Here is a 15,106-nt window from a genome sequence, read left to right on the forward strand (position 1 = left end):
GAGCGGGCGGTAAGGTCTGCGGTGCATTGCACGATGCATTCTCTCGCACAGCCTCAGGAGCCGTCCGTGTCGTTCATCCCCACCTCGTCCTTCTTCTCCAACGCCACGCGCTCGGATCGAAGTTCCTCTCGTGCAACGCGATTCGGCGCAGCCGTCGCGGTCGGCGCCACCATCGCCGCAGGGGCGATCCTCGGTACCGGGGTGGCGTCCGCGGCTCCGGTCACCTGCGTGTCCCCGCCCGCGGCCAACGACATCCAGGTGAGCGACACGGCCAGCTGCGGAGCCAAGGCCACCGGCGCCGGCGTCGCCACGTCGTCGGCGTCCGAGAGCGGTACCGCGGTCAGCGTCGCCGACGGCGGGCGCTCGACGTCGAACGCCACCGGCTTCGGCACCGCGCTGAGTGCCGTTCTGGGAGCTGGTACCTCGTACTCGTACTCCCTCGGTGGCGGCATCTCGCAGTCCTTCGCCACGAACGGAGCCACCTCCGTCGCCATCGCCGGGTACGGCGGCGGCGCGACGGCCAGCACGGTCACGGGCGTGAACTGCGCCGGTCTCAACTCCTTCGCTCTCGACCTCTCCACCGGGCGGTCCTGCATCGCCGGTCTGTAACCGTCGTGAACGCCACCGTCCTGGCGGTGCTCTGCGCCGTCGGGGCGGCGGTGTGCATCGCTGTCGGTACCGTCGTCCGCCAGCGGTCGGCGGCGTCGATTCCCGACGAGTCCGTCGGTCGGCTGGGACCCATCACCACGCTGATCCGCGAGCCGCTGTGGTGGATCGGCACGGTCGTCGGCATCGGCGGCTACGGCCTGCAGGCGGCGGCGTTGGGGCTCGGATCCCTTCTCCTGGTGCAGCCGCTCCTCGTGTTGTCCCTGCTGTTCGCGCTGCCGCTGGGTGCTCGGTTCTCCGGCCGCACCGTGTCGGCGAAGGACTGGCTGTGGGCTGCCGCGCTGACGGCGGCCATCGCGGTCCTCGTCGTCGTGGGCGATCCGCGGCCCGGCGTGGAACGCGCCGAGACGCGGCACTGGGTCGTCGTTCTCTGCGTCGGAATCCCGTTCGTTCTCGCCTGTGTTCTCGGCGCGCGCAGCGGCTCCCGGTCCCGGCGCGCCCTGCTGCTGGGACTGGCCGGCGGTGCGCTGTTCGGCGTCGCGGCCGTGCTGACGAAGAGTGTCGTCCACCTCGCCGGACGCGGACCGCAGCCGCTGCTGACCTCGTTCGAGCCGTACGCGCTCGTGGCCGTGGCCGTGGTCGCGATCTCGCTGCAGCAGTCGGCCTTCCAGGTGGGTGCGTTGCAGGCCTCTCTGCCCGCGACGACCGTGATGGAACCGATGGTCGCGTCGCTGCTGGGATTCGTCGTGCTGGGCGAGTACCTCGACGCCGATCGTGAGGTCACGGTGGTGCTGGTCGCCGCCCTGATTCTCGTGGTGGTCTCGGCGGTGGCCCTGGCCCGGTCCGCGGGCGCGGCCGAGAACGTCGAACCCGCCCATCCTGCCCCGAACCCGTAGCGGCACTAGGCTCGTCGCATGAGTCCGATCGGTGGGGTGCTGTTCGACATCGACGGTGTGCTCATGACCAGTTGGCGTCCCGTGCCCGGGGCCGCGGAGACGGTGAGCACGCTGCGCAGCAACGACGTGGCGTGCGCGTTCCTGACCAACACCACGTCGAAGACGCGGGAGCAGATCTCCGACGCGCTCACCGATGCGGGCATCGAGGTGCACGCCGACGAGATCGTCACCGCGGCCACTCTCACCGCCGACCACCTGCGGACGCGGTACCCCGGTGCACGGTGCGTCCTCCTCAACAGCGGCCGGATCGCCGACGATCTGCCCGGCGTGGAGTGGGTCGACAGCGATCCGGACGTGGTGGTGCTCGGCGGCGCCGGCGAGCAGTTCACCCACGAGGCGCTCAGCCGGGTCTACGACTGGATGTGTCAGGGCGTGCCCGTCGTCGCGATGCACCGCAGCCTCATGTGGACCACGGCCGAGGGGCTGCGCATCGACACGGGCATGTATCTGACGGGCATGGAATCGGCGTCCGGCCGCACGGCGACGGCCGTCGGCAAGCCGGCGCCGCTCGGTTTCCAGACGTCGGCGGAACGCATGGGCGTCGATCCGGACCTGGTGGTGATGGTCGGGGACGATCTCGACAACGACGTGCTCGCCGCCCAGGTCGTCGGCATGCGCGGCATGTTGGTCCGCACGGGCAAGTTCCGTCAGGAACGCCTCGACCGGCACGCACGCGACCAGTACGCGATGCAACCGGCGTTCGTCGTCGACTCCGTCGCGGACCTGCCGGCGGTGCTGGAGATCGGTCGGTAGTGGTCCTGCGGCCGGGATCCGAGTTCGCGGGGTTCCGCGTCGAGAGACTGCTCGGTCACGGCGGCACCGCCGAGGTGTATCTCGCCCGACGTGGATCGGCACCGCCGGAGACCCTGAAGATCCTGCGTGCGGACGCCCCGCGGGACGCGTTCGCGGCCGAGGTGCGGATCGGGGCCCTGCTGCAGCACCCGAACATCGTCGCGGCGCACGATCACGGCGAGTTCCGCGGGCGGCCGTGGATGTCGATGCCCCACGTCGACGGGTACAGCGCCGCCCGCCTCGTCGCGCGCGGACAGATCCCACTGGACGTCCACCGAGCCGCCCGCATCGTCGACGGCGTGGCGAGAGCCCTCGATCACGCGCACGGGCTCGGGATCGTCCACCGGGACGTCAAGCCGGCCAACGTCCTGCTCGCGAGTGTCGCCGATGCGGACACCCGGGAGCAGGTTCTGCTGTCCGACTGGGGAATCGCGCGGCTGACGACCTCGCCGACACCGCTGGTGTCGGACGACGGGATGGTGCTGACATCGATCGGCTACGCGGCACCCGAACTGCTGCGGGGCGGCACGCTCACCGCCCGCACCGACATCTACGCGCTCGGTGCCACCCTCGTCGAACTGCTCACGGGACGGCCGCCGTTCCCGCTGGCCACTCCGTTCGCCGTCATGGACGCCCAGCTGAGGCGGACCCCGCCGTCCGTCAGCTCGCGTCGGGCCGACCTGCCGACCCGCCTCGACGCCGTCGTGCAGCGCGCGCTGGCCAAGGAGCCGCCGGACCGGTTCGCGTCGTGCCACGACCTGAGCGTGGCGGTGGCGCGGGCCCTGAGGGACCACACGCCACCTGAGCCCGGCCGGCCTCCGGCCTCCCCGCCACCTGAGCCCGGCCGGCCCTGGTACCGACGTCGCTAGTCGCTCGGCGTCTCGGGATCCGTCGGCCGGTTCGCGACGACGGGGTACTTGCCCGTGTAGCCCATCCGCTCCTCGGCGACGCTGAGGACGCGGGCCCGGACGAGGAACCAGCCGCCGATGAGCATCGGCACGATGACGACGAGTGTGGCGACGGTCCACGTCCCGATCGGCGCGTCGAGCGCCATGAGCACCAGCACCGCAGCGAGGAACGCGAGCGTCGCGTAGCTCGTGTACGGCGCCCCGAAGAGCCGGAACGACGGCCGTTCGAGGATGCCCTTGCGGCTCCACCGGTAGAGCTGCAGCTGGCAGAGCACAATGGTCGCCCACGAGGCGATGATGCCGAGGGCCGACATGTTGAGCACGATCTCGAACGCCTCGCCGGGCTTGAACGCGTTGAGCGCCACGCCGAGCAGTGTCAGGGCGCCGGTGAGCAGGATGCCGCCGTAGGGGACACCGTTCCGGCTCATCCGCGCCGTGAACGACGGCGCGCTGCCGTTCATCGCCATCGACCGCAGGATGCGGCCCGTCGAGTACAGCCCGGCGTTGAGGCTGGACAGCGCCGCGGTGACCACGACGATGTTCATGATCGTCCCGGCGCCGTCGACGCCGATGCGGGAGAAGAACGTGACGAAGGGGCTCTCCCCGGCCCGGTAGGTCGTGTACGGCAACAGCAGCGCCAGCAGGATCAGCGATCCCACGTAGAACACCGCGATGCGGAAGATGACGGAGTTGATGGCCCGCGGCATGACCTTCGCCGGGTTCTCGGTCTCTCCGGCCGCGGTCCCGACCAGCTCGACGGCCGCGTAGGCGAAGACGACACCCGACGTGACGATGACCAGCGGCCACGCCCCGGTGGGGAAGAGGCCGCCGTTGCCCGAGATGACGCCGAAGCCGGTCGACTGGCCGTCGACGTCGAAACGACCGGCGAGGAAGACGGTGCCGACGACCAGGAAGGTCACCAGCGCCGCGACCTTGATCATGGCCGCCCAGAACTCCATCTCGCCGAACCACTTCACCGACACCAGGTTCACGGCGAGCACGATGGCCAGTGCGATCAGGGCGATGGTCCATTGCGGGATGCCCTTGAAGGCGCCCCAGTAGTGCATGTACGTCGCGACGGCCGTGACGTCGACGATCGCCGTCATCGCCCAGTTGAGGAAGTACATCCACCCGGCCGCGTAGGCGGCCTTCTCGCCGTAGAACTCGCGGGCGTAGGAGACGAACGATCCGGAGGACGGGCGGTGGAGCACCAGCTCGCCGAGCGCTCGGAGGATGAAGAAGACGAAGACGCCGCAGACGGCGTAGATGATGAACAGGCCCGGGCCCGCGGACTCGAGGCGGCCGCCCGCGCCGAGGAACAGGCCGGTGCCGATCGCGCCGCCGATGGCGATCATCTGCAGTTGCCGAGGCTTCAGGCCCTTGTCGTAGCCCTCCTCCTCGTGTGCCATCGCCGAGTTGTCGTAACCGGTGTCGACTGCATCGGACACGATGTGGTCCTTTCGTCCGCAGGGGTGGGCGGGTGTATATGTCCGATTCGCGTGGATTCTGTTGTGGCGCGCGACAACTGGTCGCGTCACACATTCTTCTCACGCGTGAGTCGGTCGTCGTTCCGGCACGTGAACACCGTGTGAATCGCGACCGCTCGACGACGACCTTGCACTCGACCACCTCGACTGCTAGAAATCTGGTTGGCACTCGCGTACTGTGAGTGCCAGGTCGAAGAGGTGAGATCGGGAATCATCGACACCCCTGGTCGTCCGTCGCGGGCACCGACTCGGCCGGATGTGGAAAGGGAGCGACCCACCCGCGGTCGCTTCGTGTGTCACCCCCAATCCGGAGGATCACTTCGCAATGGCCAAGATCATCGCGTTCGACGAAGAGGCACGCCGTGGCCTCGAACGGGGCTTGAACAGCCTCGCCGACGCAGTCAAGGTGACGTTGGGCCCCAAGGGTCGCAACGTCGTACTCGAGAAGAAGTGGGGCGCCCCCACGATCACCAACGATGGTGTGTCCATCGCCAAGGAGATCGAGCTGGAGGACCCGTACGAGAAGATCGGCGCAGAGCTGGTCAAAGAGGTCGCCAAGAAGACCGACGACGTCGCAGGTGACGGCACCACCACCGCGACCGTTCTCGCTCAGGCACTCGTCCGCGAAGGCCTGCGCAACGTCGCAGCCGGCGCGAACCCGCTCGGCCTCAAGCGCGGCATCGAGGCAGCCGTCGCCGCTGTCACCGAGTCCCTGCTGAAGTCCGCCAAGGAGATCGACACCAAGGAGCAGATCGCTGCGACCGCTGGTATCTCCGCAGGCGACGCGTCCATCGGCGAGCTCATCGCCGAGGCCATGGACAAGGTCGGCAAGGAAGGCGTCATCACGGTCGAGGAGTCCAACACCTTCGGCCTGCAGCTCGAGCTCACCGAGGGCATGCGCTTCGACAAGGGCTACATCTCGGGATACTTCGTCACCGACGCCGAGCGTCAGGAAGCCGTCCTCGAAGACGCGTACATCCTGCTCGTCAGCTCGAAGGTCTCCACCGTCAAGGACCTGCTGCCCCTGCTGGAGAAGGTCATCCAGTCCGGCAAGCCGCTCCTGATCATCGCCGAGGACGTCGAGGGCGAAGCGCTCTCCACCCTCGTCGTGAACAAGATCCGTGGCACCTTCAAGTCCGTCGCCGTCAAGGCACCGGGCTTCGGTGACCGTCGCAAGGCGCAGCTCGCCGACATCGCCATCCTCACCGGTGGCGAGGTCATCAGCGAAGAGGTCGGCCTCTCCCTCGAGGGTGCCGGACTCGAGCTGCTCGGCCAGGCTCGCAAGGTCGTCGTGACCAAGGACGAGACCACCATCATCGAGGGCTCCGGCGACGCCGACGCCATCGCGGGTCGTGTCTCGCAGATCCGTTCCGAGATCGAGAACTCCGACTCGGACTACGACCGTGAGAAGCTGCAGGAGCGCCTGGCCAAGCTGGCCGGTGGCGTTGCAGTCATCAAGGCCGGTGCCGCCACCGAGGTCGAGCTCAAGGAGCGCAAGCACCGCATCGAAGATGCCGTGCGCAACGCCAAGGCAGCTGTCGAGGAGGGCATCGTCGCCGGCGGTGGCGTCGCGCTGCTGCAGTCGGCTCCCGCACTCGAGAACCTCAACCTCACGGGCGACGAGGCCACCGGCGCGAACATCGTTCGCGTCGCCCTCGAGGCACCGCTGAAGCAGATCGCGTTCAACGCCGGCCTCGAGCCCGGCGTCGTCGCGGAGAAGGTGCGCAACCTCCCCCTCGGCCACGGCCTCAACGCCGCGACCAACGAGTACGAGGACCTGCTCGCCGCCGGCATCAACGACCCGGTCAAGGTCACCCGCTCGGCACTGCAGAACGCAGCGTCGATCGCGGCTCTGTTCCTCACCACCGAGGCCGTCGTCGCCGACAAGCCGGAGAAGGCCGGAGCGCCCGCGGGCGATCCGACCGGCGGCATGGGCGGCATGGACTTCTGAGTCCCGCTCCCTGATCGCACGAGAGCCGGTCACCCTCACGGGTGGCCGGCTCTCGGCGTTCCGCGGTGAGTTCCGGCGCCCCGTCGAGTCGGTATCGGTATGACGAGACTGCTGTTCGTCCACGGCGCCGGCGGCGAGGACGACGACGAGCCACTGGCGGAGGAGTTCGGCGCGCTGCTCGGCGCGACGGTCGACATGCCCCGCATCCCGAGCGACGACATGAGCGTCGAGGCGTGGGCGAGACCGATACGCCGCGGCCTCGAGGCGAGTCCCGACGTCGTGATCGCCCACTCCTTCGGCGCCACCGTCCTGCTGCACGTGCTCGCTTCGGTCCCGGTTCCCGCCGCCACGTTGCTCGCGATGCCCGACTGGAGTGCCGCGGGCTGGGACGTCCACCAGTACGAGTGGCCGACCGTCCCGCCGGAGGTCTCCCTGACGCTGCACCACTGCCGCGACGACGACGTGGTCCCCTTCTCGCACCTGGCACTGGCCTCCGCGCGGCTCCCGGGCGCTCGGGTGGTCGAGCACCAGCGGGGTGGGCACCAGTTCGAGGGTGCCGTCGGGGAGGTGGTGGCGTCGATGCGGCTGTAGCCACACGATCGTCGACGATTCCGCGCATCCGCAGAATCACCGGTGATCGTGTGTGCTCACCCTCGCGCGAGCGATCGTCGTCGGCGTACCGTCTGAACGATCTCGTCCGCGACTGCAGCCACGCTCGCCTTCACCGTGGCAGCGGAGTACCGCAGAACCAGCCAGTCGTCCAACACCAGTGCGTTCTGTCGGCGACGATCGCTGGTGAAGACGTCTGCAGCCGTGTGGAACTCACGCCCATCGATCTCCACCACCACGCGAGCTCGCCGATCCACCAGATCTCCGTAGTACGGGCCGACCTTGCCATTGATCTCCAGGTGCATGTTGCGGGCGGTGAGAGCTCGCGCCACCATGCGCTCGGGTTCGGACAGTGTGTGCGGGCAGGCTCGACGCAACTGGTCACGCAGCATCCGCATGCCGGTCATCCCCTTCGCCTTGTCGCACAGCTGAGCCAGGGAACGCCAGCTCACCGCTCGTGAGAGCGCACTGTCGATCACCTCTTCGAACTGCGGCCGGGTCAACGTGCCGGCGACGTCGAGGATCGCGTGTTCGAGGGACACGACAGGTATGTCCCCCAACCATCTGACGTTCGTCAGAGCCCGGCGATGAACACGCACCCAGTTCGGGCCACCCGCGTACCCCGTCGGCGGCACCGTCACGTGGACCATGGAGGGTTCCGCGGGCAGCAGCCCCCAGATCCAGGCTGCGGTGTCGTGACTTGCGACGGCGTGCGGTTTCCACAGTCGGACCGCCGCACACCTGTCCTCGTACGTGGGTGGTTCGGTGGAGTACACGCCGGGCAGCAGTCGGTGCAGTTCGCCGCGCGCTGCTCTGCGATCGACGGTCGCGCCGCTGATGCCCCCGGCGATCAGCTGTCGTCTGGTGTGGACTCCCATCGGCCGAGTGTGAGTTGCTCGCGTGCTGTCGAGGTCTGGCGGTGGTCCGCGCCTGTTGACGAAGCGCTCGTTCGTGCACAACGAGATCCACCACCTTGCGTGTGGAGCCACACGATGATGATCGATGTCGCGGTTCTGCACAATCGAGGGCGATTCCGACGACTCAGCCTCAGCGCCCGGGAACGTAGTGCCGCGGGTTCTGCCGACGACCCGCGGGCGGGAGGTTGCGGTCCGGGGTCTCGACCAGCGGGGCGGTAGGGGGGATCCGGCCGGCGGCGCGGTCCAGTCCGGCGCGCGCACGCGGATGCTTGCGCCGCCGCGCCGGCACGGCCCGGAACGCCACGTTCACCAGGAAACCCAGCCGCCGCAGCCAGCGCTCGTCCCGATCGGTCCAGGTGTAGCCCAGCAGGTCTCGGACCGCCGGGTCGTAGAGCCCGACGGTGATGCGCCGGAAGGTGCGGTCGACGACCGGGCGCATCCGGGCCCACAGCCACTCGGGTAGTGGCAGGAACGGTGGCACCGGCACGGACGACATGTCGAGGACCAGGCGCGCGGCCGGGGTGTCCTCCAGAACGGTGCGGCACATCCGGTCCCAGTACGCCTGGAAGTCGGACCACGTCTCGGGCACGGGGCGCATGCTCATGCCGTACAGGCCGTACCACCGTCGGTGCTCGTCGAACAGTTGCTCTCGCTCGGCCTCGGTGATGCCGCCCATGAAGTACTCGGCGGTGCGCATGGTGCCCACGAAGAACGTGGCGTGCGCCCAGTAGAAGATGTCGGGATCGAGGGCGTGGTAGGGCCGCCCGTGAGCATCGAGACCGCTGATGTCGTTGTGGTAGCGCCTGATTCGTTCCGCGGTCTCGGGTGCGCGGTCACCGTCGAACACGACGCCGCCGATGGGATAGAGCGAGCGCATGACGCGCTCCCAGCGCTCGACCTCGAACGTCGAGTGCTCGCTGACGGCCGCGCCGAGACCCGGGTGCATGTTCTGCATCGAGCCGGCCCACGGTCCCTGCAGGATCCCGCGCCAGTCCCCGAACCATCGCCAGGTGAGGGAGTCGGGGCCGAGCGTTTGACTACGCATGTTGTCACCGTAGAGTCGAGCGAGCACGGCAGTCAACAGTGAGGTGTCATCGACGTGACCACGCTCGAGGCGCGACGCGAGCAGCGGCGCGCGGCACTGCTCACGGCCGGGATCGATCTGCTGGGAGCGGTCGGTGGTCCCGCTGTGAGTGTGCGGGCGGTGTGCTCGCGGGCGTCGTTGACCGAGCGCTACTTCTACGAGAACTTCGGCGACCGTGACTCGTTCGTCCGCACGGTGTACACCGCGGTGGCCGAGGAGGGGCGCGATGCACTGGTCCGCGCGGTGGGTCAGGCCCGCCGCCCGGAGGAGCGCGCACGCCGCGCCGTCACCGCGTTCGTCGAGCTCATGATCGACCGTCCCGAACACGGCCGAGTGCTGTTGTCGGCGCCGTTCGCCGATCCGGCGCTGAGTACCTGGGGGCGGCGCACCATGCCGATCTTCGTCGCGCTCATCGGCGACAACCTGCCCGCCGAGTCGAACGACGTCGACCGCCTGCTGACTGCGACCGGTGTCGTCGGGTCGCTGACCGCCCTGTTCACGGCGTACCTCGACGGCGAGATCGAGGTGGAACGGCAGCACTTCGTCGACCACTGCACGGCCGTGGTGCTGTCTGCGAGCAACCGACGCACGGCATGATGGCGGGCATGGAGCTGGTGCGCGCAGGAGTGCTCGACGTGGGCGTCGAGCGGTACGGAGACCCGAGCGGCCCGTCGGTCGTGTTGCTGCACGGGTTCCCGTACGACACCCGGTCCTACGACGACGTCGCCCGACTGCTGGCCGACACGGGTGCCGACGTGGTGGTGCCGTACCTGCGCGGCTTCGGGCCCACGCGGTTCGTCGAGGACTCCACGATGCGGTCGGGAGAGCAGGCCGCGTTGGCGCACGATCTGCACGACCTCATCGGGGCGATGGCACTCGACCGTCCGATCGTCGCCGGCTACGACTGGGGTGGCCGCGCGGCGTGCGCGGTGGCGGCGCTGTGGCCCGAGTCGGTGTCGGGTCTGGTCAGCGTGTCCGGCTACCTGGTGCAGGACATCGAGGCTGCCGTGACGACGCCGGCACCGCCGCACCTCGAGAAGCGGTACTGGTACCAGTACTACCTGCACTCGGAGCGCGGCCGCGCCGGCCTCGCTGCCTACCGCGCCGAGATCGCGCAGACGTTGTGGACCGACTGGTCGCCGACGTGGCGGTTCGGAGACTCCGAATTCGCCGCCACCGCAGCATCGTTCGACAACCCGGACTTCGTCGACGTCGCGGTGCACTCGTATCGACACCGGTACGGACTCGCGGCGGGGGACCCGCGGTACGCGGCCACGCAGGACGCGCTCGCCGGGCAGCCGTCGATCACGGTGCCGACCGTCGTCCTCGATCCGACGGAGGACACGGTCGCCGCCCTGTACGGATCGCCCGACCACGGCGCGCACTTCACGGATCTCGTCGACGTGCGTGCGGTCGACGCCGGCCACAACCCGCCGCAGGAACTGCCGGGGGTGTTCGCCGACGCCGTCCGCACGCTCGCCGAGATCGTGGACGCGCGGAACTAGACCGCGAGTTCGCCGAGCTCCGACCAGTCGGTGCCCTCCACCTCGGTGCTGACGATCTTCGGAGTCTCCTGCAGGTACGGCGGGAGATCCTTCTGCGCCTGCTTGAAGTGGTCCGACTGCACGTGTGTCGCACCGGCATCCGGGTCGCGGAAGGCCTCGACGAGGACGTACTCGGTGGGATCGTCGAGTGTGCGCGACCAGAAGTACCAGAGGCATCCCTCCTCCGCCTGGCAGGCCTCGGTGAAGGCTCGCGAGATCTCGGGCCAGTCGTCCGCGTGCTCTGCCTTCACTCGGAACTTGGCGGTGATGAAGATCAAGGGGTGCTCCTTCGCTCGTACGAACTCCGACGTGTTCCTGTGTACCCCCTCGGGCCGCACTAGTATCGCGTCATGGCAGCCACGTCACCGGCGATCGAACTCGAGGTCAGCGGACGCACGGTGCGGGTGTCCAACCCCGACCGCGTGTACTTCCCGGCGAGCGGAGCCACCAAGCGTGATCTCGTCGAGTACTACCTGTCTGTCGGCGACGGCATCGTGCGCGCGCTGCGGGAGCGGCCCTGCATGATGCACCGGTTCCCCGACGGTCTCGCCGGGGAGAAGGTGCACCAGAAGCGGTTGCCGAAAGGCGCTCCGGACTGGATGGAGACGGTGCGGGTCACCTTCCCGCGCTACAACCGCACCGCGGACGAACTCTGCGTCACCGAGCTGGCGCACGTGATCTGGGCCGTGCAGATGTCGACGGTGGAGTTCCATCCGTGGAACAGCCGGCGCGCCGACGTGGAGAGTCCGGACGAGTGGCGCATCGATCTGGATCCGATGCCGGACTGCTCCTTCGACCGGGTGCGCCGGGTGGCGGCGGTGACGCGCGAGGTGCTCGACGAACTCGGTGCCGTCGGGTGGCCGAAGACGTCGGGCGGCAACGGGTTGCACGTGTACGTGCGTATCGCGCCGGAGCAGGGCTTCGCCGATGTCCGCAGGGCCGCACTGGCGTTCGCTCGGGAAGTGGAGCGGCGCGCGCCGGACGACGTGACCACGACGTGGTGGCGCAAGGACCGCGACCCGACGAAGTTGTTCGTCGACTACAACCAGAACGCCCGCGACCACACCATCGCGAGCGCGTACTCCGTGCGCGGCAATCAGGACGCGACGGTGTCGACGCCGATCACGTGGGACGAGATCGTCGACGTGGAGCCGCGAGACCTCACCATGTACACCGTGCCGTCCCGATTCGCGGATCTCGGTGATCTGCACGCAGGAATCGACGATGCCGTGTACTCGATCGCCCCGCTGATCGAGTGGGCCGAGCGCGACGAGCGGGCGGGGCTCACCGAACCGGAGGAGTGACCGGATCGTTCCCTGTGGCCCGTGTGTTCTCACAACACGCAGCGGAGGTGAGATGTAGTTCGAGCGAATGATTTGGAGCCGGAAACCGGCACAGGGTCTTTTTCTGTGGCAGAATACGTGCAAATCGTACAAAGCAGCGCGTTCGGTCCACCCCGTCGGCGGGGCCCGACACGGACGCGCGGCCTGCCAGTGAGGAATGCTCATGCACTGCCGTCTCTGCGGATCCGCCGACCTCGAGAGTGTCCTCGACCTGGGCGCGACACCGCCGTGCGAATCGTTCCTCACCGCAGCGCAGCTCGACGATCCGGAGCCCACCTTCCCCCTGCACCTGCGTCTCTGCCGAGAGTGCCTGCTGTTGCAGATTCCGGCTCTCGTGTCGCCGGCCGAGACGTTCACCGAGTACGCGTACTTCTCGTCGTTCTCGAGCAGCTGGGTCGACCATGCCCGGACGTTCGTGCAGGAGTCCGTGCGCCGCCTGGATCTGTCCGACGAGTCGTTCGTGGTCGAGGTGGCGAGCAACGACGGCTATCTCCTGCAGCACGTCGTGGACGCCGGAATCCGCTGCCTCGGTATCGAGCCGAGCGTGAACGTCGGTGCGGCAGCGCGTGAGTCCGGTGTTCCGACGGAGACAGCGTTCCTCGATCCGACGACCGCGGCGCAGGTGCGTGCCGCGCACGGGCCGGCGGACCTCGTCGTCGCGAACAACGTGTACGCCCACATCCCGGACGTCGCGGGATTCACCGAGGGGCTGCGCACGCTGGTGTCGGACCACGGCATGGTCAGCATCGAGGTGCACCACGCCCTCCACCTGGTGGCCGACGCACAGTTCGACACGGTCTACCACGAGCACTTCCAGTACTGGACGGTCCTGACGGCGACGAGGGCGCTCGCCCGAGGCGACCTGACCGTCGTGGACGTCGAGGAACTGTCCACCCACGGTGGTTCCATCCGGATCTGGGCGACACCGTCCGCGAACGCCGGCCCGCCCAGCGAGCGCACCCTCGACCTGCTCGCGGCCGAGCAGCGCGCGGGGCTGCATCACGTGGTCGGCTATCGCGGGCTCGAGAAGGCGGCGCGCGGGGTCCGAGCGACGTTGCTCGAGTTCCTCCTCGACTGTCGCCGGCGGGGTGAACGCGTGGTCGGATACGGCGCGCCGGGCAAGGGCAACACCCTGCTCAACTACTGCGGCATCCGAACGGACCTGGTGGAGTACACCGTCGATCGCAATCCCTACAAGCACGGTCGGTTCACACCGGGGACGCGAATCCCGGTGCACCATCCCGATCGCATCGCGGCGGATCGTCCGGACGTGGTCCTGGTCCTGCCGTGGAATCTCGAGAGCGAGCTCACCGAGCAGCTGAGCTACGTCGCCGAGTGGGGTGGGCGCGTTGTGTTCCCACTCCCCGTTCTCCACACCGCCGACATCGGGCGGCTCGACACATCGGAGGCTCTGGCATGAAGGTCGTACTGTTCTGTGGCGGTTACGGAATGCGCATGCGCAACGACCGCAACGACGACATCCCGAAGCCCTTGCAGATGGTCGGGCCCCGTCCGCTCCTCTGGCACATCATGAAGTACTACGCACACTACGGCCACAAGGACTTCGTGCTGTGCCTCGGCTACGGCGCGGCAGCGATCAAGCAGTTCTTCCTGGACTATCACGAGGAGCAGTCCAACGACTTCGTCATGCGCGACGGCAAGGTCGAGTTGCTGAGCACGGACATGAGCGACTGGTCGATCACGTTCGTGGACACCGGCGTCGAGTCGCCCATCGGCGAGAGGTTGCGGCGCGTCCGTGACCACCTTGACGGCGATCCGTACTTCCTCGCCAACTACTCGGACGTGTTGACCGACGCCCCGCTGGACACGATGATCGAGCGTTATCACGAGTCGGGCGCCGTGGCGTCCATGCTGGTGGTGCCGCCGCAGTCGAGCTTCCACTGCGTGGACGTGTCGGAGGCCGGCGAGATCAAGGACATCGTTCCGGTGAGCCGCTTTCCCATCTGGGAGAACGGCGGGTACTTCGTGCTCAGTCAGGAGGTCTTCGACCACATTCCGGAGGGGGGCGATCTGGTCGGCGATGCGTGTATGACACTGGCGGGCCGCGGGGAACTGTTCGGATACCGGCACGAGGGATTCTGGAAGCCGGCCGACACCTTCAAGGAGCGTGCGGAACTCGACAACGACTACGGGCGCGGCATTCGCCCGTGGGCGGTGTGGGAGGGCGATCGGAATCGACCGCCACTGTCGAGCGTCGTCGCGTGATTGGCCTGTCCCCCAGCCGTATCCGCTCGGTGGCGGTGCTCGGGGCGCATCCGGACGACATCGCCATCGGCGCCGGAGGAACGCTCCTCGACCTCACCCGTGGGGGAGATGTCGAGGTGCACGCTCTGGTGTTGTCGGGCGGCGGCACCGAGCGGGAAGCCGAGGAGCGAAAGGCACTGTCGGACTTCTGTTCGGACGGACCGGTGTCGCTCACCGTGCTCGACGTGCCGGACGGCCGCTCCCCTGATCACTGGAGCGCGGTGAAGAACGGACTCGAACAGTTCCGGCGTACGTGCGAGCCCGACGTCGTACTCGCACCGCAGCGGCGCGACGCGCACCAGGATCACCGCCTGCTGGCGGAGCTGGTTCCCACCGTCTTTCGCGACCATCTGGTGCTGGGCTACGAGATCGTCAAGTGGGAGTCCGATCTTCCGACACCCGGTCTCTATTATCCGCTCGCCGACGACGTGGCGGTGCACAAGGCGGAGCTGCTGTCGCGGCACTACCCCTCGCAGCATCACCACGACTGGTACGACTCCGAGACCTTTCTCGGGCTGGCGCGCGTGCGAGGGGTGCAGTGCCGCAGCAGATATGCCGAGGCGTTCGTCGTGGAGAAGATACTCCTGCACACGGAGAACCTGCGGTCGGACCGTCCGGCACCGCAGACGAAAGGGTCGTGAACA

16 protein-coding genes are annotated in these 15,106 nt (G+C 68.3%); 12 read left to right on the top strand and 4 right to left on the bottom strand.

Annotated features, from left to right (window positions below; all coding sequences use genetic code 11):
* Positions 1–33: 33 nt before the first annotated feature.
* The 4 genes from ASG69_RS06745 to ASG69_RS06760 are packed head-to-tail and all read left to right on the top strand — an operon-like array spanning position 34 to position 3,223.
* Entirely contained in the window at positions 34–609 is a 576-nt protein-coding gene (locus ASG69_RS06745; RefSeq protein WP_037186116.1) for a DUF6764 family protein, read from the top strand.
* Between the two features lie 5 nt (positions 610–614).
* The gene (locus ASG69_RS06750) at positions 615–1,502 is read left to right on the top strand and encodes a DMT family transporter (RefSeq protein WP_056441462.1); all 888 of its coding nucleotides are present in this window, start codon (positions 615–617) and stop codon (positions 1,500–1,502) included.
* Between the two features lie 18 nt (positions 1,503–1,520).
* A complete protein-coding gene (locus tag ASG69_RS06755; protein WP_027506272.1) occupies positions 1,521–2,315 on the top strand; it encodes an HAD-IIA family hydrolase in 795 nt (264 codons plus the stop codon).
* A complete protein-coding gene (locus ASG69_RS06760; protein ID WP_056441465.1) occupies positions 2,315–3,223 on the top strand; it encodes a serine/threonine-protein kinase in 909 nt (302 codons plus the stop codon). The genes ASG69_RS06755 and ASG69_RS06760 overlap by 1 nt, the downstream gene beginning before the upstream one ends.
* Here the strand turns inward: ASG69_RS06760 and ASG69_RS06765 are convergent.
* Positions 3,220–4,671 carry an amino acid permease gene (locus ASG69_RS06765; RefSeq protein ID WP_197027817.1) on the bottom strand — a complete coding sequence of 484 codons (1,452 nt, stop codon included), beginning with the start codon at positions 4,669–4,671 and terminating at the stop codon, positions 3,220–3,222. The genes ASG69_RS06760 and ASG69_RS06765 overlap by 4 nt on opposite strands.
* A 403-nt stretch (positions 4,672–5,074) precedes the next feature.
* On the opposite strand from ASG69_RS06765, the gene groL reads away from it, so the two are divergent.
* On the top strand, positions 5,075–6,700 hold the full coding sequence (groL, locus tag ASG69_RS06770; RefSeq protein ID WP_027506274.1) for a chaperonin GroEL: 1,626 nt from the start codon (positions 5,075–5,077) through the stop codon (positions 6,698–6,700).
* Positions 6,701–6,799: 99 nt separating this feature from the next.
* Positions 6,800–7,291 carry an alpha/beta hydrolase gene (locus tag ASG69_RS06775; protein WP_056441468.1) on the top strand — a complete coding sequence of 164 codons (492 nt, stop codon included), beginning with the start codon at positions 6,800–6,802 and terminating at the stop codon, positions 7,289–7,291.
* 56 nt (positions 7,292–7,347) lie between these two features.
* Here the strand turns inward: ASG69_RS06775 and ASG69_RS06780 are convergent, their stop codons facing one another.
* Positions 7,348–8,187: a DUF559 domain-containing protein gene (locus ASG69_RS06780; RefSeq protein ID WP_056441471.1), complete on the bottom strand. Its 840-nt coding sequence runs from the start codon at positions 8,185–8,187 to the stop codon at positions 7,348–7,350.
* Between the two features lie 169 nt (positions 8,188–8,356).
* Positions 8,357–9,271 (bottom strand): oxygenase MpaB family protein, encoded by a 915-nt coding sequence (locus tag ASG69_RS06785; RefSeq protein WP_056442271.1) that lies wholly within the window; start codon positions 9,269–9,271, stop codon positions 8,357–8,359.
* Positions 9,272–9,325: 54 nt separating this feature from the next.
* Here ASG69_RS06785 and ASG69_RS06790 point away from each other — a divergent pair, with 54 nt between their 5' ends.
* Positions 9,326–9,907, top strand: a complete 582-nt coding sequence (locus ASG69_RS06790; protein ID WP_082544299.1) for a TetR/AcrR family transcriptional regulator — start codon at positions 9,326–9,328, stop codon at positions 9,905–9,907.
* 8 nt (positions 9,908–9,915) lie between these two features.
* On the top strand, positions 9,916–10,815 hold the full coding sequence (locus ASG69_RS06795; RefSeq protein WP_200933793.1) for an alpha/beta fold hydrolase: 900 nt from the start codon (positions 9,916–9,918) through the stop codon (positions 10,813–10,815).
* Here the strand turns inward: ASG69_RS06795 and ASG69_RS06800 are convergent.
* Positions 10,812–11,132 carry a putative quinol monooxygenase gene (locus ASG69_RS06800; protein WP_027506279.1) on the bottom strand — a complete coding sequence of 107 codons (321 nt, stop codon included), beginning with the start codon at positions 11,130–11,132 and terminating at the stop codon, positions 10,812–10,814. The genes ASG69_RS06795 and ASG69_RS06800 overlap by 4 nt on opposite strands.
* 72 nt (positions 11,133–11,204) lie before the next feature.
* Between ASG69_RS06800 and ligD the strand changes: the two genes are divergently transcribed.
* The 4 genes from ligD to ASG69_RS06820 all read left to right on the top strand — a co-directional run bounded on the left by ligD (position 11,205) and on the right by ASG69_RS06820 (position 15,103).
* On the top strand, positions 11,205–12,158 hold the full coding sequence (ligD, locus tag ASG69_RS06805) for a non-homologous end-joining DNA ligase (protein ID WP_056441480.1): 954 nt from the start codon (positions 11,205–11,207) through the stop codon (positions 12,156–12,158).
* 202 nt (positions 12,159–12,360) lie between these two features.
* On the top strand, positions 12,361–13,617 hold the full coding sequence (locus ASG69_RS06810) for a class I SAM-dependent methyltransferase (protein ID WP_056442274.1): 1,257 nt from the start codon (positions 12,361–12,363) through the stop codon (positions 13,615–13,617).
* A complete protein-coding gene (locus ASG69_RS06815) occupies positions 13,614–14,423 on the top strand; it encodes a glucose-1-phosphate cytidylyltransferase (RefSeq protein ID WP_027506282.1) in 810 nt (269 codons plus the stop codon). Before ASG69_RS06810 ends, ASG69_RS06815 begins: the two co-directional genes overlap by 4 nt.
* A complete protein-coding gene (locus ASG69_RS06820; protein WP_056441483.1) occupies positions 14,420–15,103 on the top strand; it encodes a PIG-L deacetylase family protein in 684 nt (227 codons plus the stop codon). The genes ASG69_RS06815 and ASG69_RS06820 overlap by 4 nt, the downstream gene beginning before the upstream one ends.
* Positions 15,104–15,106 lie beyond the last annotated feature (3 nt).

The organism is Rhodococcus sp. Leaf225, assembly GCF_001426145.1.
Lineage (GTDB): Bacteria > Actinomycetota > Actinomycetes > Mycobacteriales > Mycobacteriaceae > Rhodococcoides.

Bases quoted from the DNA above. Each gene is read 5' to 3' on its own strand.
- ASG69_RS06755 (WP_027506272.1), top strand. From the start codon at position 1,521: ATGAGTCCGATCGGTGGGGTGCTGTTCGACATCGACGGTGTGCTCATG.
- ASG69_RS06815 (WP_027506282.1), top strand. From the start codon at position 13,614: ATGAAGGTCGTACTGTTCTGTGGCGGTTACGGAATGCGCATGCGCAAC.
- ASG69_RS06765 (WP_197027817.1), bottom strand. From the start codon at position 4,671: ATGGCACACGAGGAGGAGGGCTACGACAAGGGCCTGAAGCCTCGGCAA.
- ASG69_RS06785 (WP_056442271.1), bottom strand. From the start codon at position 9,271: ATGCGTAGTCAAACGCTCGGCCCCGACTCCCTCACCTGGCGATGGTTC.
- ASG69_RS06775 (WP_056441468.1), top strand. From the start codon at position 6,800: ATGACGAGACTGCTGTTCGTCCACGGCGCCGGCGGCGAGGACGACGAC.
- ASG69_RS06780 (WP_056441471.1), bottom strand. From the start codon at position 8,187: ATGGGAGTCCACACCAGACGACAGCTGATCGCCGGGGGCATCAGCGGC.
- ASG69_RS06795 (WP_200933793.1), top strand. From the start codon at position 9,916: ATGGAGCTGGTGCGCGCAGGAGTGCTCGACGTGGGCGTCGAGCGGTAC.
- ASG69_RS06745 (WP_037186116.1), top strand. From the start codon at position 34: ATGCATTCTCTCGCACAGCCTCAGGAGCCGTCCGTGTCGTTCATCCCC.
- groL (WP_027506274.1), top strand. From the start codon at position 5,075: ATGGCCAAGATCATCGCGTTCGACGAAGAGGCACGCCGTGGCCTCGAA.
- ASG69_RS06810 (WP_056442274.1), top strand. From the start codon at position 12,361: ATGCACTGCCGTCTCTGCGGATCCGCCGACCTCGAGAGTGTCCTCGAC.
- ligD (WP_056441480.1), top strand. From the start codon at position 11,205: ATGGCAGCCACGTCACCGGCGATCGAACTCGAGGTCAGCGGACGCACG.